General features: G+C 70.6%; 29 protein-coding genes. 4 read left to right on the top strand and 25 right to left on the bottom strand.

The annotated features are described in order from the left end of the window. Positions 1-160: 160 nt before the first annotated feature. The 5 genes from BR39_RS0101300 to BR39_RS0101280 all read right to left on the bottom strand — a co-directional run bounded on the left by BR39_RS0101300 (position 161) and on the right by BR39_RS0101280 (position 4,179). Positions 161-745 carry a nucleotidyltransferase family protein gene (locus BR39_RS0101300; RefSeq protein WP_029907228.1) on the bottom strand — a complete coding sequence of 195 codons (585 nt, stop codon included), beginning with the start codon at positions 743-745 and terminating at the stop codon, positions 161-163. Then, complete coding sequence (gene thiD / locus BR39_RS0101295) at positions 742-1,563, bottom strand: bifunctional hydroxymethylpyrimidine kinase/phosphomethylpyrimidine kinase (protein ID WP_029907227.1); 822 nt, start codon at positions 1,561-1,563, stop codon at positions 742-744. The genes BR39_RS0101300 and thiD overlap by 4 nt, the downstream gene beginning before the upstream one ends. A gap of 197 nt (positions 1,564-1,760) precedes the next feature. Next, the gene (locus BR39_RS0101290; protein WP_029907226.1) at positions 1,761-3,137 is read right to left on the bottom strand and encodes a M20/M25/M40 family metallo-hydrolase; all 1,377 of its coding nucleotides are present in this window, start codon (positions 3,135-3,137) and stop codon (positions 1,761-1,763) included. Between the two features lie 75 nt (positions 3,138-3,212). Then, entirely contained in the window at positions 3,213-3,821 is a 609-nt protein-coding gene (locus BR39_RS25570; protein WP_051695044.1) for a GNAT family N-acetyltransferase, read from the bottom strand. 46 nt (positions 3,822-3,867) lie between these two features. Next, positions 3,868-4,179: a metalloregulator ArsR/SmtB family transcription factor gene (locus BR39_RS0101280; RefSeq protein WP_051695042.1), complete on the bottom strand. Its 312-nt coding sequence runs from the start codon at positions 4,177-4,179 to the stop codon at positions 3,868-3,870. An 88-nt stretch (positions 4,180-4,267) separates the two neighbouring features. Between BR39_RS0101280 and BR39_RS0101275 the strand changes: the two genes are divergently transcribed. From BR39_RS0101275 to BR39_RS0101265, 3 genes are read left to right on the top strand one after another with little or no spacing between them, the layout of a single operon-like run. Next, positions 4,268-4,744: a hypothetical protein gene (locus BR39_RS0101275; protein WP_029907223.1), complete on the top strand. Its 477-nt coding sequence runs from the start codon at positions 4,268-4,270 to the stop codon at positions 4,742-4,744. Next, complete coding sequence (locus tag BR39_RS0101270; RefSeq protein WP_029907222.1) at positions 4,741-5,211, top strand: hypothetical protein; 471 nt, start codon at positions 4,741-4,743, stop codon at positions 5,209-5,211. Before BR39_RS0101275 ends, BR39_RS0101270 begins: the two co-directional genes overlap by 4 nt. Beyond that, positions 5,208-6,119: an acyl-CoA desaturase gene (locus BR39_RS0101265; protein ID WP_029907221.1), complete on the top strand. Its 912-nt coding sequence runs from the start codon at positions 5,208-5,210 to the stop codon at positions 6,117-6,119. The genes BR39_RS0101270 and BR39_RS0101265 overlap by 4 nt, the downstream gene beginning before the upstream one ends. On the opposite strand, the gene folP is transcribed toward BR39_RS0101265, so the two are convergent. The 18 genes from folP to BR39_RS0101175 form a co-directional block, all read right to left on the bottom strand. Further along, positions 6,116-6,934 (bottom strand): dihydropteroate synthase, encoded by an 819-nt coding sequence (gene folP / locus BR39_RS0101260; RefSeq protein ID WP_029907220.1) that lies wholly within the window; start codon positions 6,932-6,934, stop codon positions 6,116-6,118. The two genes, BR39_RS0101265 and folP, sit on opposite strands and share 4 nt — an antisense overlap. Positions 6,935-7,102: 168 nt before the next feature. Continuing rightward, on the bottom strand, positions 7,103-7,579 hold the full coding sequence (locus BR39_RS0101255) for a YbjN domain-containing protein (RefSeq protein ID WP_029907219.1): 477 nt from the start codon (positions 7,577-7,579) through the stop codon (positions 7,103-7,105). 140 nt (positions 7,580-7,719) lie between these two features. Next, a complete protein-coding gene (gene ftsH / locus BR39_RS0101250; protein WP_029907218.1) occupies positions 7,720-9,594 on the bottom strand; it encodes an ATP-dependent zinc metalloprotease FtsH in 1,875 nt (624 codons plus the stop codon). A gap of 76 nt (positions 9,595-9,670) precedes the next feature. After that, a complete protein-coding gene (gene tilS, locus BR39_RS0101245; RefSeq protein ID WP_231499372.1) occupies positions 9,671-10,930 on the bottom strand; it encodes a tRNA lysidine(34) synthetase TilS in 1,260 nt (419 codons plus the stop codon). A gap of 148 nt (positions 10,931-11,078) precedes the next feature. Further along, positions 11,079-11,945 carry a tol-pal system protein YbgF gene (gene ybgF, locus BR39_RS0101240; RefSeq protein WP_029907216.1) on the bottom strand — a complete coding sequence of 289 codons (867 nt, stop codon included), beginning with the start codon at positions 11,943-11,945 and terminating at the stop codon, positions 11,079-11,081. Between the two features lie 174 nt (positions 11,946-12,119). Next, complete coding sequence (gene pal / locus BR39_RS0101235; RefSeq protein ID WP_035018059.1) at positions 12,120-12,692, bottom strand: peptidoglycan-associated lipoprotein Pal; 573 nt, start codon at positions 12,690-12,692, stop codon at positions 12,120-12,122. Positions 12,693-12,880: 188 nt separating this feature from the next. Next, positions 12,881-14,194 (bottom strand): Tol-Pal system beta propeller repeat protein TolB, encoded by a 1,314-nt coding sequence (gene tolB / locus BR39_RS0101230; RefSeq protein ID WP_029907214.1) that lies wholly within the window; start codon positions 14,192-14,194, stop codon positions 12,881-12,883. Positions 14,195-14,208: 14 nt separating this feature from the next. After that, positions 14,209-15,018, bottom strand: a complete 810-nt coding sequence (locus BR39_RS0101225; RefSeq protein ID WP_029907213.1) for a cell envelope integrity/translocation protein TolA — start codon at positions 15,016-15,018, stop codon at positions 14,209-14,211. A gap of 12 nt (positions 15,019-15,030) precedes the next feature. After that, positions 15,031-15,543, bottom strand: a complete 513-nt coding sequence (locus BR39_RS0101220; protein ID WP_029907212.1) for a biopolymer transporter ExbD — start codon at positions 15,541-15,543, stop codon at positions 15,031-15,033. A gap of 4 nt (positions 15,544-15,547) precedes the next feature. Next, positions 15,548-16,246: a protein TolQ gene (gene tolQ, locus BR39_RS0101215; RefSeq protein ID WP_029907211.1), complete on the bottom strand. Its 699-nt coding sequence runs from the start codon at positions 16,244-16,246 to the stop codon at positions 15,548-15,550. A 305-nt stretch (positions 16,247-16,551) separates the two neighbouring features. Continuing rightward, positions 16,552-16,995 (bottom strand): YbgC/FadM family acyl-CoA thioesterase, encoded by a 444-nt coding sequence (locus BR39_RS0101210; protein ID WP_029907210.1) that lies wholly within the window; start codon positions 16,993-16,995, stop codon positions 16,552-16,554. Then, complete coding sequence (locus tag BR39_RS0101205) at positions 16,992-17,642, bottom strand: hypothetical protein (RefSeq protein WP_029907209.1); 651 nt, start codon at positions 17,640-17,642, stop codon at positions 16,992-16,994. Before BR39_RS0101205 ends, BR39_RS0101210 begins: the two co-directional genes overlap by 4 nt. Before the next feature lie 98 nt (positions 17,643-17,740). Continuing rightward, positions 17,741-18,787 carry a Holliday junction branch migration DNA helicase RuvB gene (gene ruvB / locus BR39_RS0101200; RefSeq protein WP_029907208.1) on the bottom strand — a complete coding sequence of 349 codons (1,047 nt, stop codon included), beginning with the start codon at positions 18,785-18,787 and terminating at the stop codon, positions 17,741-17,743. Positions 18,788-18,854: 67 nt separating this feature from the next. Continuing rightward, complete coding sequence (ruvA, locus tag BR39_RS0101195; RefSeq protein ID WP_029907207.1) at positions 18,855-19,472, bottom strand: Holliday junction branch migration protein RuvA; 618 nt, start codon at positions 19,470-19,472, stop codon at positions 18,855-18,857. Further along, entirely contained in the window at positions 19,469-19,990 is a 522-nt protein-coding gene (gene ruvC, locus BR39_RS0101190) for a crossover junction endodeoxyribonuclease RuvC (RefSeq protein WP_197026631.1), read from the bottom strand. The genes ruvA and ruvC overlap by 4 nt, the downstream gene beginning before the upstream one ends. Before the next feature lie 66 nt (positions 19,991-20,056). Beyond that, positions 20,057-20,992 (bottom strand): nucleoside hydrolase, encoded by a 936-nt coding sequence (locus tag BR39_RS0101185; protein WP_029907205.1) that lies wholly within the window; start codon positions 20,990-20,992, stop codon positions 20,057-20,059. A gap of 64 nt (positions 20,993-21,056) precedes the next feature. Further along, positions 21,057-21,728: a hypothetical protein gene (locus BR39_RS0101180; RefSeq protein ID WP_051695040.1), complete on the bottom strand. Its 672-nt coding sequence runs from the start codon at positions 21,726-21,728 to the stop codon at positions 21,057-21,059. Between the two features lie 331 nt (positions 21,729-22,059). Next, a complete protein-coding gene (locus BR39_RS0101175; RefSeq protein ID WP_029907203.1) occupies positions 22,060-22,815 on the bottom strand; it encodes a YebC/PmpR family DNA-binding transcriptional regulator in 756 nt (251 codons plus the stop codon). Between the two features lie 107 nt (positions 22,816-22,922). Between BR39_RS0101175 and BR39_RS25120 the strand changes: the two genes are divergently transcribed. Continuing rightward, positions 22,923-23,228, top strand: a complete 306-nt coding sequence (locus tag BR39_RS25120) for a hypothetical protein (protein ID WP_029907202.1) — start codon at positions 22,923-22,925, stop codon at positions 23,226-23,228. Between the two features lie 101 nt (positions 23,229-23,329). Here BR39_RS25120 and BR39_RS0101165 read toward each other — a convergent pair whose 3' ends face one another. Beyond that, a complete protein-coding gene (locus BR39_RS0101165) occupies positions 23,330-23,743 on the bottom strand; it encodes an organic hydroperoxide resistance protein (RefSeq protein WP_029907201.1) in 414 nt (137 codons plus the stop codon). A gap of 116 nt (positions 23,744-23,859) precedes the next feature. Beyond that, positions 23,860-24,681 carry a YmdB family metallophosphoesterase gene (locus tag BR39_RS0101160; RefSeq protein ID WP_029907200.1) on the bottom strand — a complete coding sequence of 274 codons (822 nt, stop codon included), beginning with the start codon at positions 24,679-24,681 and terminating at the stop codon, positions 23,860-23,862.

Genomic DNA, 24,681 nt, shown 5'->3' with positions numbered 1-24,681 from the left:
CATCGCCCCAGCATGGATCAATTCGAACATTGTCACGCGGGACAATGTAGCGGCGGCTCCCCCTCCGGCCCTTCGGGCCACCTCCCCCAGAGGGGGAGGATCTACGCCGAGCAGATGCTCCCCCTCTGGGGGAGCTGTCGCGGAGCGACTGAGGGGGTCTTCACTGCCCCTCGACCGTGATCTCCGGCCAGCGCGCCTGGGCCGAGCCCGTCGTGCGCGCCCAGCCGCCCGCCCCCTTCACCCGCAGCGGGTTGGGCCGCAGATACAGGGCGAACAGGTCGTCCAGGCCGAACGGCGCGAACACCGACAGGCTGTCGTCGGCCTCCATCCGCACGCCCACGCAGAAGGCCGTGGCCACGAAGCGCTTCAGGGCCTCGGCGCTGGACTCCAGCGGCGGATAGGGCTCGTCGGCGCCGAACTTCTTCTCGAACCACAGATGGACGCGGGCCTGGTTGCGCACCTCGACCAGGTCGCGCAGCGGCGGCTCGAACGCGGCGGCCACCCGTTTGATGACCACGTCCTCGGCCTCGTACGAGGTGTCGGACGCGTCGTGATAGGCCACGTCGTAGTCCTTGATTCCGTAGTCCGGCGCCCGGCCGGTCAGGTGGTTCCAGACCGGCTGGTAGACGGCGCCGGAAAACACCATGGCGTCGGGCAGGCCCAGGTCTCGGGCCGTGCGCAGCACCTGCATCGTGGTCGGGACGCTGCGGACGATGTCGACGAGGCGGGCTTCCAGATCGCTCATTTCCGCACCCCCCACGCATGATCCAGCGGACCGTGCCCCGCCCCGAAGCCCGGAGCGCGCAGCATGGCCTCGTGGACGTAGTTCCAGGCCCGGGCCACCGACTCCGTCAGGCCCAGGCCCTGGGCCAGGCCCGTGGCGCAGGCGCTGGCCAAGGTGCAGCCGGTGCCGTGGGTGTGGCGGGTCTCGATCCGCTCGCCCTCGAAGGCGGTCTCGCCCTGGCGGGTGATCAGCAGGTCCACGACCCGCTCGCCCGCGACGTGGCCGCCCTTCATCAGCACCGCGTGGGCGCCCAGCTCCAAGAGGGCCTCGCCGGCCCGGCGCAGGTCGTCGGTGGTCTCGACCGTCAGGCCGGTCAGGGCGGCGGCCTCGGGGGCATTGGGGGTCAGCAGGGCGGCGCGCGGGACCAGCAGGCTCTTCAGCGCCCCGATCGCCTGCTGCGCCAGCAGCGAGGCCCCGCCCTTGGCGATCATCACCGGATCGATGACGGCGGGGACGGCCCCATTTCGTGTTTTTGGGGCGCTGTCCAGCACCCGGGCCACGACCTCGACCGTGGCGGCGTCGCCCAGCATGCCGGTCTTGAAGGCGTCGGCCCCGATGTCGTCCAGCACGGCGCGGGCCTGGGCCTCGACGATGTCCAGCGGGATCGGATGGACGCCGGTGACGCCCAGGGTGTTCTGCACGGTGATCGCCGTGATCGCCGTGGCCGCGTAGCCGCCCAGGGCGGTGATGGTCTTGATGTCGGCCTGGATCCCCGCCCCGCCGCCGGAATCCGATCCGGCGAGGACGAGCACGCGGCCTTGGTGGGGGGCGCTGGTCATGGGCTCTTCTAGCGGGGAGTCGGGGGTATGGGGTAGGCGCCTTGGGCGGTGGCTCACCCACTTACCCCCACCTGGCGACTTCGTCGCCTGTCCGCCCCGTAGGGGGCGGAGCCTTCCGCGCGGCTCTTCCCCCTATGGGGGAAGACGACCGCGAAGCGGTCCGTAGGGGGCAAGTGGCTACAGCCCGACGTCCGGACCTACTTCCCCACGCTCTCGAAGCTCCCCGCCGCCCCGGGGAACACAACCGGGCTCTCCCAGCCGTCGGCGCCCACCGACGACACCCCGAAGAACCAGTCGTCGATCACCACATTCTTCAGCGTCGTCGAGGTCTCCGCCCCGACCGCCCGCGCGCGGCTCCACCGCGGCTCGGTCGTGCCGCGCCACCAGACGCGGTAGCCGGCCGCGCCCGGGACGGCCGTCCACGAGACCTTGGTGTCGGCGCTGACCGCGCCCTCGATCTTGACGCCCGACGGCGGGGCCGGGGCCGAGGCCAGGGCGGCCAGGGTCACGGCGTTCAGCCGCGTCACCTGGGCCAGATACGGGAAGTCCACGCCCTCGATCACATCGCCATAGGCCCGGCCGTTCTCGGTGCGGACGGTCTGGTGCTGGCGGTCGTAGTGCTCGGCCGCCTCGGTGACCCGCACGGCCGGATAGCCGGCCTCCAGCACCGGCACCTGGTCGCCGCCCCGGCCGTAGCGGTCGGTGCGGTAGACCATCACCACGTCCAGCCCCTTCACATAGCGGTCGGCCAGGCCGTCCATGAACCGGGCCAGGTTGCGCGACGGGCTGTCGACCTCGCCGCCGTTGTAGCGCCGGGTGTTGGCCTGTTCCGGCGTCTCGACCGCCTTGGTGCCTTCCGAGAACACCCGCACGTGGGTCCGGTCCACGGTCCCGCCGATGCCGTGGACATTGCCGACGATGTCGTTGTTGAGGTCGGCCTCGACCTTCCAGCCCTTCTCCTTGGCGGTCTGGGCCAGCAGCTGGCCGCCGAACAGGCCCTGCTCCTCGCCCGACAGCACCGCATAGACGATGGTGGCCGGGAATTTGTGCTTGGACAGCACCCGCGCCGCCTCCAGCACCGCCGCCACGCCCGAGCCGTCGTCGTTGGCGCCGGGCGCGTCGGTCGTGGCGTCCATCACGTCGTTGACCCGGCTGTCGATGTGGCCGGCGATGATCACCACCCGGTCCGGATCGGTGGTCCCGCGCTGGATCCCCAGCACGTCGACGATCTCGACGCCGTTCGGCGCCCGCTTGCCGGTGAAGGTCTTGCTGGGCGTCTCGACCGTCAGGCAGCCACCGCAGTCCTTGGAGATCGTCGCGAACCGCGCCGCCGTCCAGCGCCGCGCGGCGCCGATGCCCCGGGTGTCCGAGGTGGTGTCCGACAGGGTGTGGCGGGTGCCGAAGCCCACCAGCGACCGGATCGTGGCCTCCAGCGCCTTGGCGTCGACATCGGCGGCGACGGTCTTCAGGACGGGCTGGACCTTAGCCGGCTTGGGCGCGGGCTCGGCGGCGAATGCGGGGCCGGCCAGGGCCAGGGGGGCGGCGAGCGCGGCGGCGATGAGAACGGAACGCATGGGGTCTCCCGACTAGGTCGCGCAGCTTGGCGGTTTCGCCCCTGGACGCAAGGGGACGGACGCAAGAGGCCTGAGTCAGGCGCGCGGCTCCCGCCACATCGCCGCCAGCGGCGGGGCGCCGGGCGCGGGGGCGAAGACCTCCAGCATGCGGAATCCCGCCCCTTCGTAGAGCGGGGTGTTGGCCGGATTGCTGTTCTCCAGATAGGCCGGCAGGCCCGCCGCGTCGCAGCCGGCCAGGACCGGCGCCAACAGCCGCCGCCCCAGCCCCTTGCCCCGCGCCTCGCTCAGCACGCCGATCGTGAACAGGTAGACGTGGGGCGCCTTGGGCTTGCGGCGCACCATCTCGGCGTCGACGGCCAGGGCGCGCTTCATGGCCTTGGGCCCGCCGTCGACCAGCAGCCGGGCCGCCGCGCCCAGCAGCGACAGCGGCGGCAGTTCCTTGCTGGGGCCCGGCGGCAGCCACATGGTCGCGCCCCTGTCGCCGTCCGCCAGGTGGCAGATCCCGCGCGGCAGGTAGACGTCCCGCGCCAGGCGCTGGAACACGGGCTTCAAGCAGGGCTTGCCGTCGAAGGTCCAGGTGGCGACCGGGTCCGCGGCGAAGGCCTCGGCGGTGATGGCGCCCAGCGTCCGCCAATCCGCCTGCGCCGCCTGGCGCAGCCCCTCGGCTGGTTCGATCCGCAGCATCGGCCCCTCCCTTTTGGAAGAAGGCTAGCATGGGCGCGGCGGTCGGCTAGGCCTCGCGCTCGTCCTTCAGGCGGGCGCTTTCGGTCTTCAGCGGCTTGGAGACCGGGCAGACCTCCTGGACGAAGTCGTTCAGGGTGTTGACCAGGCTGTCGCGCACCAGGCTGTAGTGCACGAACTGGCCGCGCTTCTCGCTGCGCACCAGGCCCGCCGCCTCCAGGATCGACAGGTGTTGCGACACCGCCGGCTTGGAGATCGAAAAGCGCGAGGCGATGTCCCCCGCCGTCAGATCGGCATGGGCCAGATAGGCCAGGATCTTCCGGCGGACCGTCGAGGAGAGGGCTTCGAACACGCGCTGCATGGGAAGGTATTTAAGCGCTTCGCTAACCGCTTGCAAATTAGCGATGAGGTATTTAAGGAATAGCTTATCTTCAATCGAGGATATCGCCATGGACGCCGCCCTGACCGATCGCCGCGCCTCCGCCCTGTCGCCTGGAAAGGTCGCCGGGGCCATCGTCGCCGGAACCTTCACGGGATCAGGGTTGCTCGCGGCGGCGGTCGTTGTCGTGGTGTCGATCGCCAGCCTGATGCAGGGCGGTTTCGAGGCGTTCGGGAACGGCGTGGCGGTCGCGTTCCTGTTTTTCCTGTTCTCGCTTCCGGTCTGGGCCGGCGGACTGATGGTGGTCGGCCTGCCCGGATGGGCCGCATTGCACGCCTTGGGATGGCGCTCACGAGGGGTTGGCGCGGGATTCGGCGGCGCGGCGACCCTTATCGTGTCCTGGATACTCGGGCTGGGCCTCAACCCAAGCCTGGCCGACGAGCCCTGGGGGCTCCTGCCGATAGCCGGCGGGCTGGCCCTGATCGGCGCGGTCGTGGGCTGGGTGACGGCGCAGGCGGCCTACGGTTCGCAAGGCGCCGACCGATGAGCGCGATGGCCCGTCACGACTCCGTCTGGCCGCCGCGGAACGCGATCAGGGGCCTGGTCGCCGGCGCGCTGACGGGGGCCAGCCTTCCGGGCGCGGTGATCGTGGTCTCGGGTGTCGCCACCTCGCCGACGGAAAGCCTCGGATCGATGCTTGTCGGCGCGGTCCTGGTCATGCTCGCGGTCCTTGTCTCCACCCTAACCATCTGGGCCTTCGGCCTGATCATGATCGGCATACCCGGCTGGTGGATGTTGTGGGCCCTGGGATGGCGCTCGCCCTGGGCGGGCGCGGCCTTCGGCGGCCTGGCGACCTTCATGGCCTCCAGCCTGCTCCTTCGGGGGCTTGGCCTCCACTCCGCCGCCGATCCCAAGCCCTTCCTGATCATGACGATCGTCCTTGGCCTGAGCGGCGCCGTCGCCGGTTGGGTAGTGGTCGTGGCGAGCCGGGACGAGAAGGAAACCGCCGAATGAATTCGCACCCTCACGACGATCCTTACGCCGTCCACTCCATCGCCGAGGACGCGGGCGGCGACGCCGCGGTCGGCCGGGTGGTCTGGGCGCCGGCGACCTCGCTCTGGCAGGGCGTCATGCTGGCCGGCGCCCTGGCCGCGCCGTTCGCCTTCAGCTGGAGCGGGCTCGGCGTGTTCGTGGTCCTGACCGGCGCCACCCTGCTGATCGGCCATTCCGTCGGCTTCCACCGGCGGCTGATCCACGGCAGCTTCCAGAGCCCGCCCTGGCTGGACCGCCTGATGATGTGGCTGGGGACGCTGGTCGGCATGAGCGGGCCGCTGGCCATGATCGCCGCCCACGACCTGCGCGACTGGGGCCAGCGCCAGCCGGCCTGTCACCCGTACCTTGCCAACCGCGCCGGGTTCTGGACCGACTACGCCTGGAACCTGCACGGCCGGCTGGTGCTGGACGCGGCGCCGCGCCAGGCGATCCCGGCCCGGATCGCCGACGACCGGTTCTACCGCTTCCTGGAACGCACCTGGATGCTGCAGCAGCTGCCCGTGGCGGTCGTCCTGTTCGCGCTGGGCGGCTGGTCGTGGCTGCTGTGGGGCGTCTGCGCGCGGGTCTGCGTGTCGGTGACCGGCCACTGGTACGTCGGCCGCCTGGCGCACACCACCGGACCGCAGCGCTGGCTGGTGACCGCCTCGGGCGTCCAGGCACACGACGTGCCCTGGGCGGCGATCCCGACCATGGGCGAGGCCTGGCACAACAACCACCACGCCTGGCCGGGCTCGGCGAGGCTGGGATTGTATCCCGGGCAAGCCGACTGGGGCTTCGCCTTCATCCGCCTGTTGGAGCGCCTGGGCCTGGCCTGGGACGTGCGGACGCCGGAGACCTTGCCGCAGCGGGCGGGACTGGCGCGGGTCTAGCCCGCACCGCCGATCGCGCCCCACACCGTCAGCGCCTGGACCGTCTCGCGCACGTCGTGGACGCGCACCGCCGCCACGCCGGCCGCCGCGCCGTGCAGGTGGGCCGCAAGGGAGCCGCCCAGGCGGTCGCCCGCCTCCGCCCCCAGCGGGTCCAGGGCGGCGATGAAACGCTTGCGGCTGGCGCCCAGCAGGATCGGATAGCCCAGGGCCTTGAAGCGCGGCAGGGCGGCCAGCAGGGCCAGGTTGTGGGTCGGGGTCTTGCCGAAGCCGATGCCCGGGTCGAGCCAGATCTTCTCGCGCGCCACCCCGGCGGCCATGGCGGTGAAGGCGCGGGCCAGCAGGAAGGCCTCGACCTCGGCCACGACGTCGTCGTAGCGCGGGGCGTCCTGCATGGTCCCCGGCTCGCCCAGCATGTGCATCAGCACCACCTCGCAGCCCAGCTCGGCGGCGACCTCGGGCGCATCGGGCGCGAAGCGCAGGGCGGCCACGTCGTTCCAGATCGTGGCCCCGGCGGCGACGGCGGCGCGGGCCACGGCGGGCTTCATGGTGTCGATCGAGACGGCGACGTCGCTGGTGGCGCGGATCGCCTCGATCAGCGGGACCACGCGGGCGATCTCCTCGGCGGCCGGCACGGGCGTCGCGCCGGGCCGGGTGCTCTCGCCGCCGATGTCGAGGATGTCGGCGCCCTGGTCGATCAGCCGCCGCGCCTGGTCCAGCGCCGCGCCGGGATCGAGGAACCGCCCGCCGTCCGAGAAGCTGTCGGGCGTGACGTTGACGATCCCCATGACGCGGGGGCGAGGGTGTTGGGATGTCATGGACGGGGTTTTAGGCCCGCGACGCCCCCTCCGTCACGATGCGTATTCGCATCGCGCCACCTCCCCCGCGTTGCGGGTGAGGAGGAAGCGGAACCGGCCTCTCCTCCCCCGTGCAACGGGGGAGGTGGCGCGTCGCGCAGCGACGTGACGGAGGGGGCGTTCGCAGTCCTACCAGTCGATGAACGTGGTGAAGTCGCCGATCATGCCGGTCCAGACGCTGAAGTCGTCGTCCAGGCCCGGGATCGTGCGGCCGGCGTTCACGTTGACGTCGTACTGGACGTAGGGGTCGCCGTCGTCGTCGAGATAGACCTTCAGATAGCGGTTCTTGCGGTTCCACTCGTTGGCCTTGGCCAGGGTCAGGCCGGACTTCAGGTCGAAGCCGGCCGAGAACTGCAGCGCCTTGCAGCGCTTGGTCGCGTCGCAGTCGTAGAAATAGATCTTGAAGCTGTGGCCGTCGGCGGCGCTGTCGATCAGCGGATCGCCGCCGTCGTCCTTGCTCAGCACGGCCTTGTAGCCGCCCTTCTGGAGCCAGGCCGCCACTTCGGGGCCGGTCATGCCGTCCTTGTGGATGGCCTGGGCCTGGGCGGCCCCGCCCGCCAGGGCCAGCGCCGTCGCGCCCGCCAGGGCGATGATCGCGTTTTTCATGTCATGCCTCCCCGCCGCGCGTCGCGGCCCCGCTTCAGGCTTAGCGCCGTCGCCGCGGGGATGCAAAGAACCGGCGCAAAGAAAAAGCCGGATCGGCGGACCGATCCGGCTCTTCCAACTTGGTCTCGAGACGCCGAGGCCTAGGCGGTGACGCCCGTCGACACCGGCACCGAGGCCACCGGCCCCGTCGGCATCTTGTTGCTCTCGTCCTCGACGCGGACGGGCGGGATGCCCTTCATGACGCCGATGATCTCGTCGCCGCTGAGGGTCTCGAACTCCAGCAGCGCCTTGGCCACCGAGTGCAGGCCGTCCAGCTTCTCGGTCAGGATCTGGCGGGCCTCGTCCTCGCCGCCCTTGACCAGGCGACGCACCTCGCTGTCGATCTTCATCATGGTCTCGGGCGAGACGTTCTGGGTGCGGGCCACCGAGTGGCCCAGGAACACCTCGTCCTGGTTGTCGCCGTAAGCCACGGTGCCCAGCTCGTCCGAGAAGCCCCAGCGGGTGACCATGTTGCGGGCCAGGCTGGTGGCGGCGCTGATATCGCTGGAGGCGCCCGAGGTGATCTTGTGCTTGCCGAAGATCAGCTCTTCCGCCACGCGGCCGGCCATCATGATGGCCAGGCGCGAGGTCATCATGTCGTAGCTCATCGAGTAGCGGTCGCCCTCGGGCAGCTGCATGACCATGCCCAGGGCGCGGCCGCGCGGCACGATGGTGGCCTTGTGGACCGGGTCGGCGACGGCGACGTTGAGGGCCACGATGGCGTGGCCGCCCTCGTGATAGGCCGTCAGCTTCTTCTCGTCCTCGCTCATGGCCATCGAGCGGCGCTCGGCGCCCATCATGACCTTGTCCTTGGCGTGCTCGAAGTCGTGCATGGTGACCATGCGGCGGTTCTTGCGCGCGGCGGTCAGGGCCGCCTCGTTGACCAGGTTGGCCAGGTCGGCGCCCGAGAAGCCGGGGGTGCCGCGGGCCAGGGTCTTGACGTCCACGTCGGCGGCCAGCGGCACGTTCTTCATGTGCACGCGGATGATCTTCTCGCGGCCCGAGACGTCCGGATTGGGCACCACGACCTGACGGTCGAAGCGGCCCGGACGCAGCAGGGCCGGGTCCAGCACGTCGGGACGGTTGGTGGCGGCGATCAGGATGATGCCTTCGTTGGCCTCGAAGCCGTCCATCTCGACCAGCAGCTGGTTGAGGGTCTGCTCGCGCTCGTCGTTGCCGCCGCCCAGGCCGGCGCCGCGATGGCGGCCGACGGCGTCGATCTCGTCGATGAAGATGATGCAGGGGGCGTTCTTCTTGGCCTGCTCGAACATGTCGCGCACGCGGCTGGCGCCGACGCCGACGAACATCTCGACGAAGTCCGAACCGGAGATGGTGAAGAACGGCACGCCGGCTTCACCGGCCACGGCGCGGGCGATCAGGGTCTTGCCGGTGCCGGGAGGGCCGACCAGCAGGGCGCCCTTGGGGATCTTGCCGCCCAGGCGCTGGAACTTGGCCGGGTCCTTCAGGAACTCGACCACTTCCTGCAGCTCTTCCTTGGCCTCGTCGACGCCGGCGACGTCGTCGAAGAGCACGCGGTTCTTGTTCTCGGTCAGCAGCCGGGCCTTGGACTTGCCGAAGCCCATGGCGCCCTTGGTGCCGCCCTGCATCTGACGCATGAAGAAGATCCACACGCCGATCAGCAGCAGGATCGGCAGCATGTTGAACAGCAGGGCCAAGGGGCTGAAGCCGCTCTTCTGGTAGACGATCGAGGAACCGCGCGCCTCCAGGCGCTTGACCAGGTCCTCGGAGTTCGGCGGCACGTTCACCTGATAGGGCTTGCCCGTCTTCGGCTGGATCTTGACGACGTCGCCGTTGATGTTGGCCTCTTTGACATCGCCGCTATCGACGTTCTTGAGCAGCTGCGAGTAGCTGACCTCGCCGCTGCCGCCGGGCTTACCGCCCTGGCTCACGACGAGATAGGCCATGGCCAGCACCACCACGATGGTCGCCCAGATGCCCAGGGTCTTCAAATTCATACGCGTTGTCTTCCCAACGATAGTCTCTGACCTACCAAGATAGGACGGCCCGGCCGATTTCGCCACGCGCGGGATATCATGTCGCGGGCTCTTGATCGACACGGCCCGTCGCCGCCTCGAAACGATCCACCACAAGACAACGCGCTCGCACGGCTTTCGCCTCTGCAAGGATCGGGCAAGTCGGCGTCCCATCCGGGGCCAGGACGACCGGCAGGCCGGGACGGGCGGCGGGCGGAAAGCCTTTCAGCGCCTGGCGTTGCGCGGCGGGCAGGCGGGCGGCGAGGCCCTGCAGGGCGCGCACGACCAGGCCGGGCTCGGCGGCGGTAAGCTCCCAGCGGCCGTCCCAGACGACGGGTTGGCCGGGGTCCAGGGCCTTCTCCACCACAAGGGGAGGACCTACGCGTCTGACCTCGCCCGGCTCGCGGAAGAACGACACCGCCTCCCCCGCCGCCTCGATCCGCGCCCCGGCCAGGGTGGCGGTGAAGTCCTCGCCGGCCCGGATCCGCGCGACCAGGCGCTGGAGCCGCTCGCCGCGCGGCGGGCGCGTCGTCCCGGCCGCGCACAGGCAGGCTGCGGCGACGTGTGCGGCGGGAGCCGTTCGGGCGAGCGCGAGCCAGCCTTCTCCTCCCTGGAACGGCGAAGGCGCGGCCTCCATCGGCCTGTCCGCCCCCTCCTCCGGTCCGCCGGGCGCGTCGGAAGCGGCGAGCGACCGCCGCGCCCTGGCCCGGGCCGACCGGGGATCGGCGTTGGCCGGGTCGTCCAGCCAGGTCTCGCCCCGCGCGGCCAGCCAATCGCGAAGATCGACGCGTCCCACCTCAAGCAGGGGGCGCAACACGAACACGCCGCGCCCTTCCGGCCAGGCCGGCGACGGCGCCCAGGCGCGGGGATCGGACACCGTCGAGCCCCCGGCCCGCATCACGGCCGCCTCGGCCAGGTCGTCGCGGGTGTGGCCCAGCAGCAGGACGCGCGCCCCGGCGGCGCGGGCGGCCTCGCCCAGCAGGGCGTGGCGCGCGGCGCGGGCGGCGGCGGAAAGGCCGGTGGCGGGCTTGGGCCCGGTCCAGGCGAGGGCGCGCGGCTCCGCCCCCAGGGCGCGGGCCTCGGCGACGGCGTCGGCGGTCCAGGCGGCGCTGGCGGGGTTCAGCCCGTGGTCGACGGTCAGGCTCACCACGGAACGGCCGTGGGCGCGGGCCCAGTCCAGGGTCAGGATCAGCAGGGCCAGGCTGTCGCCGCCGCCGGAAAAACCGACGGCCAGCGGCCAGGCGGCGTCCGGACGCAGGCGGCGGTCGAGGGCGGCGGTGAAGGTGGGGAAGGTTTCGATCGTTCGCCCTCCCTTCAAATTCCGCTCATCCCGGCGAATGCCGGGACCCAGATCCTAAGGCCGAGAGATTGGTCGGATAAGCACCGCGCTCAAGGACCCCATCACAGCGCCATTCCATCTGGGTCCCGGCATTCGCCGGGATGAGCGGATCAATAGATCTGGAGCGCTACGTCGCGCACTTGGCCTGGACGCGGGTGGCCGTGGCCTTGGAGACGACCGCGTTCGGCGCCTTGGGGTAGCGGCGGCTCAGTTCGTCCAGGGCCTTGCAGGCGTCGGCGGGCTTCTTCAGCGCCACCAGCGAGCGCGACAGCTTCACCACCGCGTCGGGCGCCCAGCTGGTCTGCGGCCAGCCGCGCAGCGAACCCAGATAGTTGCCGGCGGCGTCGCTGTAGGCCTCGCGCACGAACTGGGTCTCGCCCAGCCAGTAGCGGGCTTCCGGCGCCTTGGCGCTGTCGGGGAAGGCCTCGACATAGCCGCCGAAGGCCTGTTCGGCGCCGCCGTAGTCGCCGTCCAGCAGCAGCTGGCGGGCCGACTTGAAGGCGGCGTTCGGATCGGTGGGGGTCGCGACAGCGGCGGGCGCGGCCGGGGTCGCCGCCGCCGCGGCGGCCGCGGCGGCCTCCTGGTCGGCGAGACGCTTCTCCAGGGCGGCCAGGCGCTGGTCCAGCGCGTCGGCGCGGGCCTTCTGGCCGTCATTGGCCTGCCGCGCCACGTCCAGGTCGTGGGTCAGGCTTTCGTTCTGGCCGTTCAGCTTGGTCAGGGTCTGTTCCAGGTCGGCCAGCTTTTCCGACAGCGCCGCGATCTGGGCGTCGGTCTCGGCGGCCTGCACCACCACCGGCTTGCCGGTGTCGCGGCCCTGGAAGACGATCGCCCGCAGCTCGCGGACCACCTTCTCCATCTTGTCCAGCCGTTTGACCGAACGGTCGTCCAGCGGGTCGGGCATGGCGGTCTGGGCCATGGACAGGGACGGCGTGACGAGGACGGGCATGGCGGTGAGCGCCAGGACCGAGGCGAGCAGAGCGGCTTTCAGCTTCATGTCGGCGATTATGCCCCGGTTGCGGACAAAAGTGCGGCGCTAGAGGCCAGGGCGTCACGATGGGACGAGATCGCGCCTAGCTGCATCTCAAAACGTCGTCATCCCGAAAGCGCGGGCGCTTCCGGGATGACAGCGTCGAAGCCCCGTCTCCAGGCGGAGACGGGGATATCGGTCTTACCGCGCGCCGTCGGTGATGGCGGTGCGGGCGTTACGGTTCTTAGCCCAGGCGTCTTCGCCCGTGCCCGGATCGATCGGACGTTCCTTGCCGTACGACAGGGACTCGATGCGCGAGGCCGAGACGCCCGCGCCGATCAGCACTTCGCGGACGGCGTTGGCGCGACGGGCGCCCAGGGCCAGGTTGTACTCGCGGGTGCCGCGTTCGTCGGCGTTGCCTTCGATGCGCACGCGCACGGCCGGATAGCGGTTCAGCCATTGGGCCTGGGCCGCCAGCACCGCCTGGGCGTCGGGGGTGACGTCGTAGCTGTCGGTGGCGAAGTAGATGCGGTCGCCGATGTTGATCACGAAGTCCTGCACCGTGCCCGGCAGCGGGCCCTGGTTGACCGGCGATTGCGGCGTGGCCGGAGGCGTATAGGGAGCCTCGGGCTGGGTCGGGGCCGGTTGCGTCGGCGCCGCGGGGCCCTGCGGCTTCGGCCGCGAAGCACAGGCGGCGAGCGAGGCGGCGGCCAGGCCGATCATCGCCAGTCTAGCAACGCGTTGGGTGTCGAAGCTCATCCAGTTTCTCCTCAAGTCCACGGCCAAGGTTCATACTTCTAACGCGTGTAGCCTTCGTGGCGCCGCGCCAAATCGCACCTTGCACCTCACAATGGCGTCAGAATGTCGCACGCCCACGTGGTTTCACCTGGCGGGTGAACGTCGGATGAACGACTCTAAGGCAACGCGCCTTTACGGCAGAGGTTGCCTCAAAGTCGTGTGGATCAATCCAGCAGCGGCGACCAGGCGGGATCCGAGGCGGCGCCGGTATAGGCGGCGGGACGCAGGATCCGGCCGGTGATGTCCACCGTCCACAGCCGCGAATTGCCGCTGGAGCTCTCGCGCGAGAACATCAGCACCCGGCCGTTGGGGGCCCAGGTGGGGCCTTCGTCCAGGTAGCTGGTGGTCAGCAGGCGCTCGTCGCCGCCGTCGGGCTTCATCACCCCGATGTGGAATTCGCCGCCGGTCTGCTTGGTGAAGGCGATGTAGTCGCCGCGCGGGCTCCACACCGGCGTGGTGTAGCGGCCGCCGCCGTACGAGATGCGACGCACGCCGCTGCCGTCGACGTTCATCACGTAGATCTGGGCCTGGCCGCCGCGGTCGGAGTTGAACACGATGCGGCTGCCGTCCGGCGAGAACGACGGCGAGGTGTCGATGGCCGGGTCTGTGGTGATCCGCGTCGACTGCCGGCTGCGCAGGTCCAGCACGTAGATGTCGCTGTTGCCGCCCTTCTCGACCGAGAAGGCCACCTTGCTGCCGTCCGGCGAGAAGCGCGGGGCGAAGACCATGCCCGGGAACTTGCCGATGGTCTCGGTGCGGGCCGTCTCCAGGTTGGTCAGATAGATGCTCGACCCCGTGGGCCGCAGCGCCATGTAGGTGATCTCCTGGCTGGTCGAGGAGAAGCGCGGGGTCATGACGATGTACGAACCGTCGGTCAGGTACTGCGGGTTGGCGCCGTCCTGGTCCATGATCGCCAGCTTCTTGACCCGGGCCAGCTTGGAGCCGCTCTCGGCCACGAACACCACGCGGGTGTCGAAATAGCCCTTCTCGCCGGTCAGGCGCTCATAGACCGCGTCGCTGATCTTGTGGGCCACGCGGCGCCAGTTCTCGGCCGTCGAGGTGAACTGCAGGCCCAGCAGCTGCTGCTGGCTGAAGGTGTCCCACAGGCGGAAGTCGACGCGCAGCACGCCGTCGGCGCCGACCGTGACCTGGCCGTTGATCAGGGCCTGGGCCCCGGTGGCCTGCCAGTCGGGGAAGCGCGGCTGGACGTTCACGTCGGCCAGCTTGTCGGCGACGTTGGCGACGTTCAGCGGCTGGAACAGGCCCGAGCGTTCCAGATTGCCGCTGATGACCTGCGAGATCTCGGCCCCGCGCCCGCCGCCCGAGAAGGCGGGGATGGCCACCGGCAGCGGCTTGACCGCGCCCTTGTCGATGTCGACCTCGATCTGGGCGCGGGCGGTCGTCGGCGCGAAGGCGGCCATGGACACGGCCAGGACGGCGGCGGTCGCCAACCCGGTGAAGACGGACTTGAGGTTCATGCTTCGGGTCCTCCCTATCGCGCCGCGCAAGCGTCGCGCGCCTTGAAGTTCAAATTGAGTTGCTGGCCATAATAGTCCGGCGGCAGGCCTTCGAAGGGCGCCGACTGGTAGACCGCGCGGATCGCCCGGTCGGCGGCGGCCTTGACCACCGGATCGGACGAACGCTCGGCGTCGCCGGCCGTCACCTGGCCCACGATGCGCCCGCCGGTCGCCAGCTTGAAGCTGACCTTGACCTGGACGGCCGCGCCGCCCTCGACCTCGCAGTTGGGGTTCCAGCGGCGCTGGATCTCGTCCTTCATGCCGTTGATGGCCGCGGCCTGCAGGCCGGTCATCGCCCCGGCGCCCGGACGGGCCTGGGTGGCCGTCTCGGGACGGGTCGGGCCCTTGGGCGCGTTGGCCACGGGCTTGCCGGTCGCCTTGGGCGTCTTGGCCAGGGTCTTTTCCAGCGAGGCGAAGAAGTCGGGCTCGGGCTTGGCCGGGGCCGGCTTGGTCGGGGTGGGCTTGGGCGTCGGGGCCGGCGTCGCGGTCTTGGGCGGCGCGGGGGCCGGAGTCGGGACCGGCGCGGGCACGGGAGCCGGCGGCTGCGGGTCGGCCTCGGGCGTGGGCTCCTCGGTCTGGGCGGTCTGGTCGACGACGTCCTCGATCGCCGGCCGCACGTTGGTCGGCCCCTCGGTGACGATGGTCACCGGCACGCTTTCGCCGATGATCACCGGCTTGGACGGCTTCCACGGGCCGATCAGGATCGCGGCCACCACTAGCACGTGGAGGCCGATCGACCCGACCAGGGCCGGAGAGAAGTTGGTCTTGTCGTCCCTACGGGTCACCGGGCGACCGCCTCACTGCGCCGGACGCAGGTCGCCCGCGCCGTCAGCCTTAGCCGAAGCGCCCGACGAGGGGCCGCCGGTGTCGGTCAGCAGGTTGATCTTGGCGAAGCCGGCGTTGGACAGGGCGGCCATCACCTGGGCGACGGTCGCGTAGTTGGCCTTGCCGTCGGCGCGCACGAAGATCGGCTTGTCGTAGCCGTCGCCGGCGATCGACGAGATGCGCGGGGCCAGCTCGCCGAACGGGACCTCGCCCTCGCCGATGAATACCGCGCCGTCGGCCTTGATCGACACCGTGATCGGCTCCTGCTGGTTCTGCAGGGCGGCGGCCTCGGTCTTGGGCAGCTCCAGCGGCACGCCGGCGGTCAGCAGCGGAGCGCTGATCATGAAGATGATCAGCAGCACCAGCATGACGTCGACCAGCGGGGTGACGTTGATCTCGGACAGGGCGCCCTTGCCCCGCCGGCGTCCGCGGCGGCGGCCGCGACGGCCGCCGGTGGCGAAGGCGTCGTTGGCGGACATGGCCATGGGGCTAGACCCGCTCGCTGAGGCGACGCTGGATGGCCGTCGACAGGTCGTCGGCGAAGTTCTCCAGCCGGCCGGCGAACTTGCCCGCGTCGGTCGAGAACTTGTTGTAGGCGATATAGGCCGGGATGGCGGCGATCAGGCCCACGGCGGTGGCGAACAGGGCCTCGGCGATCGACGGGGCGACCACGGCCAGCGAGGTGTTCTTCGAGATCGCGATGTTCTGGAAGGCGTGCATGATGCCCCAGACCGTGCCGAACAGGCCGATGAACGGGCTGGCGGTGGCGACGATGGCGAGGCTCCCCAGGCCTTCCTCGGCCTTGCCGGTCTCGCGCGAGATCAGGGTGTCCATCATCCGGTCGATGCGCTGGATCAGGAAGGCGGCCTGGGCCTCGCCCACCGGCCCCTTGGCCTTGGCGTCGCGCCATTCCTTCAGCGCCAGCTGCAGCATGCGCGGCAGCGGGTGGCGCGGATTGGCGCCGGCCTGGGCCGCGACCTCCTCCAGCCCCTGGCCCGAGCCGACCTGGTCCTCGAATCGGTTGGCGGCGCTGTTCAGGCCCGAGAAGCGGAACAGCTTGTCGATGATCACCGCCCACGAGCCCAGCGAGGCCAGGATCAGACCGACCATCACGCCCTTCACGACCCAGTCGGCCTGCATGAACAGCGAGATGAAGGAAAAGCTCTGCGGGCCTGCGGCGGCGTCCATGCGGGGTCCTGCTCCGTTGGGGCGTCAGTATCGTGGAAGGCGGCGGGGCCTTCCGGGGTTCCGTTGCGCCCTTACTGACATGAAGCGGGGCAATGGTGAAACTATGACAATCGGCGAGGGAGGCGGTTTTTTGGTGGGTGCGCCCACACCCGTCATCCTCGGACTTGTTCCGAGGACCCCTGCTTCAGCTTCGAAGAAGGATGATCCGTGGAACGGTGAGGCGGCGGACACCTTTGAAGCGACAGCTCAGCCGACAGAGGGGTCCTCGGAACAAGTCCGAGGATGACGACCGTCGGGGGCGGTCGCTAAACCTCCAGCCACGGCGCCATCTGGGCCAGCATCTCGGCCGTCGGTTTGCGCGGGCGGCCGTCCAGGGTGATGCAGACCGCCTCGCCGGCCGCCTGGCAGATCAGCTCGTCGCCGCGCGTGATCCGTTGGCTGACGAACAGGCGCGGGCCCTTCACCCGGTCATAGGTGGTGCGCACCAGCAGGGCGTCGTCGATCCGGGCGGCGCGCTTGAAGTCCAGCTCCATGCGCACGATCGCGAAGGCCGTGTCGGCCTTGTGCAACGCCGTGTGCGAGATGCCGATCATCCGGAAGAAGTCGCTCCGCCCCCGCTCGAAATAGCGCAGGTAGTTGGCGTGGTAGACGATGCCGGAGAAGTCGGTGTCCTCGTAGTAGATGCGCACGGGCAGTTGGTGCTCGCGGCCCTCGAAGACGCCGGGCGTGGGCTGGGGAAGGTCGGTCATGGCCTCGTTGTAGCCGCCCGGCCGGAGAAGGGGGAGTAGGCGCCGCGCCCGGGCTCTTCCCGCGCTTCCCGGACGGGTCCCGCCTCGAGCACGCGGGTGACGTGCTCCATCAGGAAGGCGCGGTCGCGCTCCAGCATGGCGCGCATGAACCGGAACAGGCCGTAGCCGACCGCCATCGTCACCAGCGGGTCGATCAGGTGCGAGACGGGCGAGCCTCGCCGGAAGCCGGCGACATGATCGGCGTGCGTGGCCAGCGCCACCAGCGCCCCCGGGACCGCGCCCAGCGACATCAGGGCGAAGACCATCCAGACGCCGATGAACAGCACGATCTCGATCGGCAGGCGCGTGCGGCAGGTCACCAGACTGCCCTCCGCCTGCGCCGTCCAATCCAGGGTCAGCCGGAACGTCAGGCTCTTGCGGCTGGTGGGGCGGCGATGAAGCTCGGCGCCGGTCGGCGTGACGACGCCCACGACAGGCTCGGCGCCGTTGGGGCCGACGTCGGTCCCGATCGTCGCCGCCAGGCGCGCGCCGACCTGGTCGGGCGGAACGGCGGTCCGGAAGGTCCAGACGTTCGGCCGCCTGGGGATGACCGTGGGATCCGGCGGCCGATGGGCCTTGGGAACCTCGATGACGTCGCGTCGCCCCATGAGCGCTCCAAACCCCAAGGTTGAGCTTGGAAGAGAGCATGATCGACAGCGAAACGGCTAGGGCCTTTAGAGCCCTCTCCCAAAGGGAGAAGGTGAAACTAGTCTTCCCCGAACAGCCCGCCCTGCACGATCTTCGGCGCCGAGACCGGCTCGTCCAGCCCCAGGTGCAGATAGGCCTTGCCGCAGGCCATCCGCCCGCGCGGGGTGCGCTGGATGAAGCCCTGCTGCATCAGATAGGGCTCGATCACGTCCTCGACGGCGTCGCGGGCCTCGGCGATGGCGTAGGCGATGGTCTCCACGCCCACCGGGCCGCCGCCGTAGTTGTCGATCATGGCGCGCAGGTAGCGGCGGTCCAGGCTGTCCAGGCCGCTCTCGTCGACCTCGAGCCGCGCCAGGGCCATCCCCGCCGCCTTGCGGTCGATGACGGTCGCCCCATCGGCGGCGGCGAAGTCGCGGACGCGGCGCAGCAAGCGGCCGGCGACGCGCGGCGTGCCCCGGGCACGCTTGGCGATCTCGTCGGCCCCGTCGTCCGACAGCGGCGCGCCCATCTTGCGGGCGGCGTGCAGCAGCACGTGGCGCAGCTCGGCCGGGGTGTAGAATTCCAGGCGGATCGGGATGCCGAAGCGGTCGCGCAGCGGCGTGGCCAGCATGCCCGCCCGCGTGGTGGCCGCCACCAGGGTGAAGGGGGCCAGGTCGATGCGGATCGAGCGCGCCGAGGGCCCCTCTCCGATCACCAGGTCCAGCACGTGGTCCTCCATCGCCGGATAGAGGATCTCCTCCACGGTCGAGGGCAGCCGGTGGATCTCGTCGATGAACAGGACGTCGTTGGCTTCCAGGTTGGTCAGGATCGCCGCCAGGTCGCCGGCCTTGTTCAGCACCGGGCCGGAGGTGGCGCGGAAGTTCACGCCCAGCTCGCGGGCGACGATCTGGGCCAGGGTGGTCTTGCCCAGGCCGGGCGGGCCGAACAGCAGCACGTGGTCCAGGGCCTCGCCCCGGCCCTTGGCCGCCTCGATGAAGATGCGCAGATTGCCCTTGGCCTGCTCCTGACCGACGAACTCGGCCAGGGTCTGGGGCCGCAGGGCGCGGTCCGAGGCCGTGGGGATGGCTTCGCCGTGCTGAGGTTCGCCGGAGACGATGCGGGTCATATGAAAGTCCCCTCAGTCGCTCCGCGACAGCTCCCCGGGGGGAGCGTCTTCGTTCGCGCGGCCGCGCTCACCGGCCAAGCTCCTGAAGCCCGGCCTTGATCAGCTGCTGCACGGTGGCCTCTTCGCCCAGCCTGTCGGCGGCGGCCTCGATCACGCGGCGGGCGTTCACCTCGGCCACGCCCAGGCCCATCAGGGCCGCGACGGCGTCGCCGGTCGGGGCGGCCTTGGCGGGCGTCGCGGGCGCGGCCGTCGTTGGGGCGCCCATGAACACCGGACCGTCGATGATCGGCTTGTCCTTCAGCTCGGTGACGATGCGCAGGGCCAGCTTGGGACCCACGCCGTTGGCGCGGCCCACGGCGGCCTTGTCCTCGCGCGCCACCGCCGAAGCCAGCTCGGCCGGCGACAGCACGTCCAGCACGGCCATGGCCGCCTTGGGCCCCACGCCCTGGATGGCCTGGAGCAGCACGAAGGCCCGGCGCTCGTCGCGGGCCAGGAAGCCGTAGAGCCGCAGGCCGGCGCTCTCGCTCCATTGGCTCTCGATGTGCAGCAGGGCCTCCTCGCCCAGGGCCGGCAGGCGCTGCAGGGTGCGCGCGCCGCAGCGCACGACATAGCCCACGCCCATGACGTCGATCAGCGCCTCTTCCTCGCCGACCTCGGCCACCGCCCCGCGCAGTCTTCCGATCATGCGACTCTCCGATTGGCGACGCGCAGGTTCGCATGGGTGATGGCGACGGCCAGGGCGTCGGCGCAGTCGGCCGTGGTCTTGCCGGCCGTGGGCAGCAGGCGGGCGATCATGAAGCCGATCTGGGCCTTGTCGGCCGCCCCGGTGCCGACCACCGCCTTCTTGACCAGGCGGGTCGAATATTCGGCCACGACGAGCCCGGCGCGGGCCGGGGCGATCAGCGACGCGGCGCGGGCGTGGCCCAGCTTCAGCGTCGACTGGGCGTTGGTGTTGAGGAACACCTCCTCGACCGCCGCCTCGTCCGGCCTGTGCTCTTCGATCACCGCCCCGATGCCCTCGAACAGGGCCAGCAGGCGGTCGGCGAAGTCCATCTTGTCGTCGGGCGCGATCACCCCGTGGGCGACGTGGCTCATGCGCGAGCCCTCGACGCTGAGCACGCCCCAGCCGGTGCGGCGCAGGCCGGGGTCCAGCCCCAGGATTCGGATAGGCGTGCGATTCGCGTTCATCATGTGTTCTCGCACCATCGCCGGTTTCGCGCCCCAGGAAAAGGCGCTGTTTGCCTAACGAAACCTTAAGCTTGATCCCGTTTAGGCCGGGTTCAGGGCCGGGGCGCAGAACAGTCGCGCCAGCAGCAGGGCCTCGACGGCCGCCACGTCGACGCCGACGCAGACCTCGGCGTTCGGCTCGCCCTCGATCCGCTCGATGCGGCCCAGGTGCTCGCCGTCGGTCATCACCCGCAGGCGCGCCGGCTCGAAGGTGAACAGCGACGGGGCCACCAGGCCGGCGGCGACCACCGCGTCGTGCGGATGGCAGCCGGCCTCCAGCCCCCAGGCCCGGCCGTGGAAGGCCATGTAGGGCCCCAGGGCCTTGTTCAGCCGGGCCGACAAGGGCGAGCCGCAGGCGGTCGAGCCCTCGGCCATGGCCTTGGCGGTCAGGGTGACCCGCGAGGTGACGTCCAGCGGCACCAGACGCGGCATGACCCCGCGCTCCAGCACCCGGGCCAGGGCCTCGGCGTCGCTCCAGCTGTTGAAGTCGGCCCCGCCCGTCGCCTTGCCCGCGACCGCGAAGGCGCCCGCCATGATCGTGGGCCGCCAGTCGCGGAACGCGCCGGGGTCCTCCAACAGGCCGTGGGCCAGGTTGGTCAGCGGTCCCAGGAACAAGCCCGCCACCTTGGCCCGGGCGCGGAAGGCCAGGAGGCTGCCGCCCTGCCCCCGGTCCAGCTCGGGAAGCTTCCAGCGCTGGGAGAAGCCGGCGCCGTTCAGGCCGTCCACGCCGTGGGCCGGGCGCATCCGCTCGACGCGGCGCTTGGCCACCCCCGAGCCGGCGCCGATATAGACCTCGGCCGGACAGCCGGCCAGGCGCAGCACCCCCCGGGCGTTGGCGGCGGCCTGGTCGACATAGGTGTTGCCGAACACCGCCGAGACCGAGACGATCTCCACCGCGTCGCGCGAGCGCGCCAGCATGGCCAGGGCCAGGGCGTCGTCCACGCCGCAGTCCGTATCGATGTGCACCCGCAGCGACATGGCTCCAGCATAGCGCGGCGCCCCGGGGGCCGGGAAGCCGCTCCGCCCCTCCGACGGCGGGATTTCACCCCGCCTGCAGACCGCGCGGCCCCAGGATCAGCAGGGCGGGCGGCAGGCAGCAGGCCACGGCCACGGCGAACAGCCAGGCGGCCGTCCGGAAAGCCCGGAAGCCGCCCACCGCCAGCCGGTGGTGCAGCCAGCGGGTCTGGACGCTGAGGTACCAGGCCACCGCCGCCGCCGCGATCGCCCCGCCCGCCAGCCGGGTCGTCGCCGTCGGCGAGCCCAGCAGGATGACCGCCACCGACAGCGACAGGGCGAACGGCGCGGCGCACAGGCACTGCAGCTCGAACGGCTCGCGCAGGGTGGCGTGGTCGACCGGACGTCCCTGGCGCTGCAGCGTGCCCGCCGCCATCACCAGCGGGAACAGGCTGAAGACCAGGGCGCGGAACAGCAGCGGGCCGAAGCCCGGCGACGCGGCGGCCTCGCCCAGCTCGCCGCGCAGCGACAGGTCCAGGGCGTGGGCCAGGCCGATGGAGATCAGCAGGAACAGCGGCGGGCTGACCAGGTCCGGCGGCGCGCCGCTCGCCGCGGCCTCGTCATGTCGCCCGGCCGAGGGCGGGACCAGGGTCTCGGCCGGCCACAGCAGCACGCGCCACAGCGTGCGCGGATAAAACAGCAGCCCGGTCATCACCTCGTAGAGGATTTCCCCCAGCGTGCGAAAGCGAAGGCGTTCCATGTCGTTCCCCAGCCTGTCGGCCCCGGAACCAAACACTCCAGCTTGCGGAATCCGTTCAGCCGGCGGGAAATGCGCGTCAAGAAATCAGGGAATTCCCTGATTTCGGCGCCTTCTTTCCCCTTGGGGGAGAGGGCGGCCTCGCGGAGCGAGGTCGGGTGAGGGGTTGAAGAACGCAAAAGCCGCGCCCAGCGGTCAGGCTGGGCGCGGCTTTCGGCCGGGGACATGCACTTGTGCGTGTCCCCACTGTCATCCCCGGCGTCAAAGCCTGGAAATATCGGCGAGGCCGCGAACACGGCCGGGGACACGCACAAGCGCATGTCCCCGGCCAGGATCACGCCAGCTTCGCCGCGTCCTCGTCGCTGATCTCTTCGTTGGAGTAGACGTCCTGGACGTCGTCGTCCTCGTTCAACGCGTCGAGCAGCTTCATCAGGGTGGCCACGGCGTCGCCGGTGACCGGGACCTGGCTCTTGGGACGCCAGGCGATCTTGGTGTTGGCGGCCGGGCCGAACTTGGCTTCCAGGGCGGCGGCCACGTCGTTCAGGTCCTCGAAGGCGGTGTAGACCGTGTGGCCCTCGCCCTCCTCGTCCATGTCCGAGACGACGTCGTCGGCGCCGGCCTCGATGGCGGCTTCCATCATGTCGTCTTCCGACGCGGCCTTGGCCGGATAGCTGATCTGGCCGACGCGGTCGTAGTTGAAGGTCACCGAGCCGGTGGCCCCCATGTTGCCGCCCATCTTGGTGAAGTACGAGCGGACGTTGGCGGCGGCGCGGTTCTTGTTGTCGGTCAGCACCTCGACGATGATCCCGACGCCGCCGGCGGCGACGCCTTCGTAGCGGATCTCGGTATAGTCGGCCGCGTCGCCCATCTGCGACTTCTTGATCGCGCGGTCGATGACGTCCTTGGGCAGGCTTTCGGCCTTGGCGTTGTTCACGGCCAGGCGCAGGCGCGGGTTCATGTTCGGGTCGGGCAGGCCCGCCTTGGCCGCCACGGTGATTTCACGCGACAGCTTGGAGAACAGCTTGGAGCGCGCGGCGTCGGCGCGGCCCTTGCGGTGCATGATGTTCTTGAATTTCGAGTGGCCGGCCATTCGCGGGGCTCTTCTCTCGTCTGCGAGGAAAGGTAGGGCGCGCTTCTAGCGCTTGGCGCCCCATATTGTCATCCTCCAAGCTTAGAAGCCCATGCTGGAGGCGCCCGATGACCCCGTCCGATTTCCTGTCCGAACAGTTCGACCCGGCGCGCCTCGGCCAGTTCGAGGCGCAGGACCAGGAGGCGATCCACGCGACCGACAGGCCCTCCGGGGTGGCGACGGGCGCCGCGGCGGCCGGGGCCCTGTCGACCGGCGCGGCGGCGCTGGGCGGCATGGCGGTCGGCGCGCTGGCGGTGGGGGCGATCGCCATCGGCGCCCTGGCCATCGGACGCCTTTCGGTCGGCAAGGCCCGGTTCCGCCGGCTGGAGATCGACGACCTGATCGTCCACCGCGTCTCGGAAAGGCGGCGCTAGGATCGGGGACATGCCCTTGCGGCGTGTCCCCGGACGACGCACCGAGCCAGCCTTGGGGACACGCCGCAAGGGCATGTCCCCGGCCGTGAAGTCGATCGGCCCTAGGCCACCTTCAGCACGACATCGATATTGCCGCGCGTCGCCTTCGAGTACGGGCAGACCTCGTGGGCGGTGTGCAGCAGCTTCTCCGCCGTCTCGCGGTCCAGTTCCGGGGCGTTCAGGGTCAGGCGCACGCCGACGTGGAAGCTGGTCTCGTCCTTGATCAGGTCGACCTCGCTGTCCAGGCTGTGCTCGCCCAGCTTGATCCCCTGGTTGCGGGCCACCAGGCCCAGGGCGCCCAGGAAGCACGCGCCGTAGCCGGCCGCGAACAGCTGCTCGGGATTGGTCCCTTCGCCGTTGCCGCCCATCGACTTGGGGTAGCCCAGCTTGACGTCCAGATGGCCGTCGTCGGTCTTGGCCGTGCCCTGGCGGCCGCCGACCGCGTGGGCGTGGGCGGTGTAGATGGCGTCGGTCATGGGGGAGCTCCTTCGGTTGAAAGTCGGCGAGGACTGTTGGCCGAAGGTGTGACGGGCGCAAGCGCGGATGGCTTGAAGGATCGGGCCGGAAAGCCCGTCCCTCCTCCGGGGAGGGGCTACACCGCCGGAACCGTCTCCTTCAGCCGCCCGCCCACGCGGATCGGCTCGACGCGGACCGCCAGGCCCGTGCGGTCGTCGGTTTCGACGAACACGCCGCAGACCGTGGCCGGGCCGCTGGCCGGCTGGTAGCGGCCGCCGCTGATCTTGGTGGTGAAGCGCCGCAGCGGCTCGTCCTTCTGGTTGCCGATCACGCTGTCGTAGTCGGCGCAGGCGCCGGCGTCGGTCTGGTAGGCGGTGCCGCCGGGCAGGATCTGGGCGTCGGCGGTCGGCACGTGGGTGTGCGTCCCAACGACCAGCGAGGCGCGGCCGTCGCAATAGTGGCCCATGGCCATCTTCTCGGACGTGGCCTCGCAGTGCATGTCGACCACCACCGCGTCGGCCACCTGGCCCAGCGGGGCTTTGTCCAGCTCGCGATCGGCGGCGGCGAACGGGTCGTCCATGGCGTCCATGTGCACCCGGCCCAGTAGGTTGATGACCATGATGGTCTTGCCGCTGTCGGTCTGGAACAGGTGGCTGCCGCGGCCCGGGGCGTCCGACAGGATCGGATAGTTGGCCGGACGGATCAGGCGCGGTTCGCGCACGATGTAGGTCAGCGCCTCGCGCTGGTCCCAGCTGTGGTTGCCCAGGGTGAGGCAGTCGGCCCCGGCCTCGAACAGCTCGCGGGCGGTGTTCTCGGTGATGCCGAAGCCGGCCGCCGCGTTCTCGGCGTTGATGATCACGAACTCCAGCTGGAGCTGGCGGCGCAGGGCGGGAAGGTGGTCGGCCAGGCCGTCGCGGCCCGACTTGCCCACGACGTCGCCGAAGAAAGCAAAACGCAT

Origin of the sequence: Caulobacter sp. UNC358MFTsu5.1, assembly GCF_000712075.1 — a bacterium.
Classification (GTDB): Bacteria; Pseudomonadota; Alphaproteobacteria; order Caulobacterales; family Caulobacteraceae; genus Caulobacter.
Note: the sequence above shows the minus strand (reverse complement) of the source record. Positions and strands in the feature narration are given on the sequence as shown.

Coding starts and splice junctions, on each gene's coding strand:
- tolB (WP_029907214.1), bottom strand. CDS start 14,194: ATGAACCTCAAGTCCGTCTTCACCGGGTTGGCGACCGCCGCCGTCCTG.
- BR39_RS25570 (WP_051695044.1), bottom strand. CDS start 3,821: ATGCTGCGGATCGAACCAGCCGAGGGGCTGCGCCAGGCGGCGCAGGCG.
- BR39_RS0101205 (WP_029907209.1), bottom strand. CDS start 17,642: ATGGGGCGACGCGACGTCATCGAGGTTCCCAAGGCCCATCGGCCGCCG.
- BR39_RS0101180 (WP_051695040.1), bottom strand. CDS start 21,728: ATGGAACGCCTTCGCTTTCGCACGCTGGGGGAAATCCTCTACGAGGTG.
- thiD (WP_029907227.1), bottom strand. CDS start 1,563: ATGACCAGCGCCCCCCACCAAGGCCGCGTGCTCGTCCTCGCCGGATCG.
- BR39_RS0101265 (WP_029907221.1), top strand. CDS start 5,208: ATGAATTCGCACCCTCACGACGATCCTTACGCCGTCCACTCCATCGCC.
- ruvB (WP_029907208.1), bottom strand. CDS start 18,787: ATGACCCGCATCGTCTCCGGCGAACCTCAGCACGGCGAAGCCATCCCC.
- ftsH (WP_029907218.1), bottom strand. CDS start 9,594: ATGAATTTGAAGACCCTGGGCATCTGGGCGACCATCGTGGTGGTGCTG.
- BR39_RS0101210 (WP_029907210.1), bottom strand. CDS start 16,995: ATGACCGACCTTCCCCAGCCCACGCCCGGCGTCTTCGAGGGCCGCGAG.
- ybgF (WP_029907216.1), bottom strand. CDS start 11,945: ATGAAGCTGAAAGCCGCTCTGCTCGCCTCGGTCCTGGCGCTCACCGCC.
- tolQ (WP_029907211.1), bottom strand. CDS start 16,246: ATGGACGCCGCCGCAGGCCCGCAGAGCTTTTCCTTCATCTCGCTGTTC.
- BR39_RS0101255 (WP_029907219.1), bottom strand. CDS start 7,579: ATGAAAAACGCGATCATCGCCCTGGCGGGCGCGACGGCGCTGGCCCTG.
- BR39_RS0101270 (WP_029907222.1), top strand. CDS start 4,741: ATGAGCGCGATGGCCCGTCACGACTCCGTCTGGCCGCCGCGGAACGCG.
- BR39_RS0101220 (WP_029907212.1), bottom strand. CDS start 15,543: ATGGCCATGTCCGCCAACGACGCCTTCGCCACCGGCGGCCGTCGCGGC.
- BR39_RS0101185 (WP_029907205.1), bottom strand. CDS start 20,992: ATGTCGCTGCGGGTGCACATCGATACGGACTGCGGCGTGGACGACGCC.
- ruvA (WP_029907207.1), bottom strand. CDS start 19,472: ATGATCGGAAGACTGCGCGGGGCGGTGGCCGAGGTCGGCGAGGAAGAG.
- BR39_RS0101280 (WP_051695042.1), bottom strand. CDS start 4,179: ATGCAGCGCGTGTTCGAAGCCCTCTCCTCGACGGTCCGCCGGAAGATC.
- BR39_RS0101275 (WP_029907223.1), top strand. CDS start 4,268: ATGGACGCCGCCCTGACCGATCGCCGCGCCTCCGCCCTGTCGCCTGGA.
- BR39_RS0101160 (WP_029907200.1), bottom strand. CDS start 24,681: ATGCGTTTTGCTTTCTTCGGCGACGTCGTGGGCAAGTCGGGCCGCGAC.
- folP (WP_029907220.1), bottom strand. CDS start 6,934: ATGACATCCCAACACCCTCGCCCCCGCGTCATGGGGATCGTCAACGTC.
- BR39_RS0101175 (WP_029907203.1), bottom strand. CDS start 22,815: ATGGCCGGCCACTCGAAATTCAAGAACATCATGCACCGCAAGGGCCGC.
- BR39_RS0101165 (WP_029907201.1), bottom strand. CDS start 23,743: ATGACCGACGCCATCTACACCGCCCACGCCCACGCGGTCGGCGGCCGC.
- BR39_RS0101290 (WP_029907226.1), bottom strand. CDS start 3,137: ATGCGTTCCGTTCTCATCGCCGCCGCGCTCGCCGCCCCCCTGGCCCTG.
- BR39_RS25120 (WP_029907202.1), top strand. CDS start 22,923: ATGACCCCGTCCGATTTCCTGTCCGAACAGTTCGACCCGGCGCGCCTC.
- BR39_RS0101300 (WP_029907228.1), bottom strand. CDS start 745: ATGAGCGATCTGGAAGCCCGCCTCGTCGACATCGTCCGCAGCGTCCCG.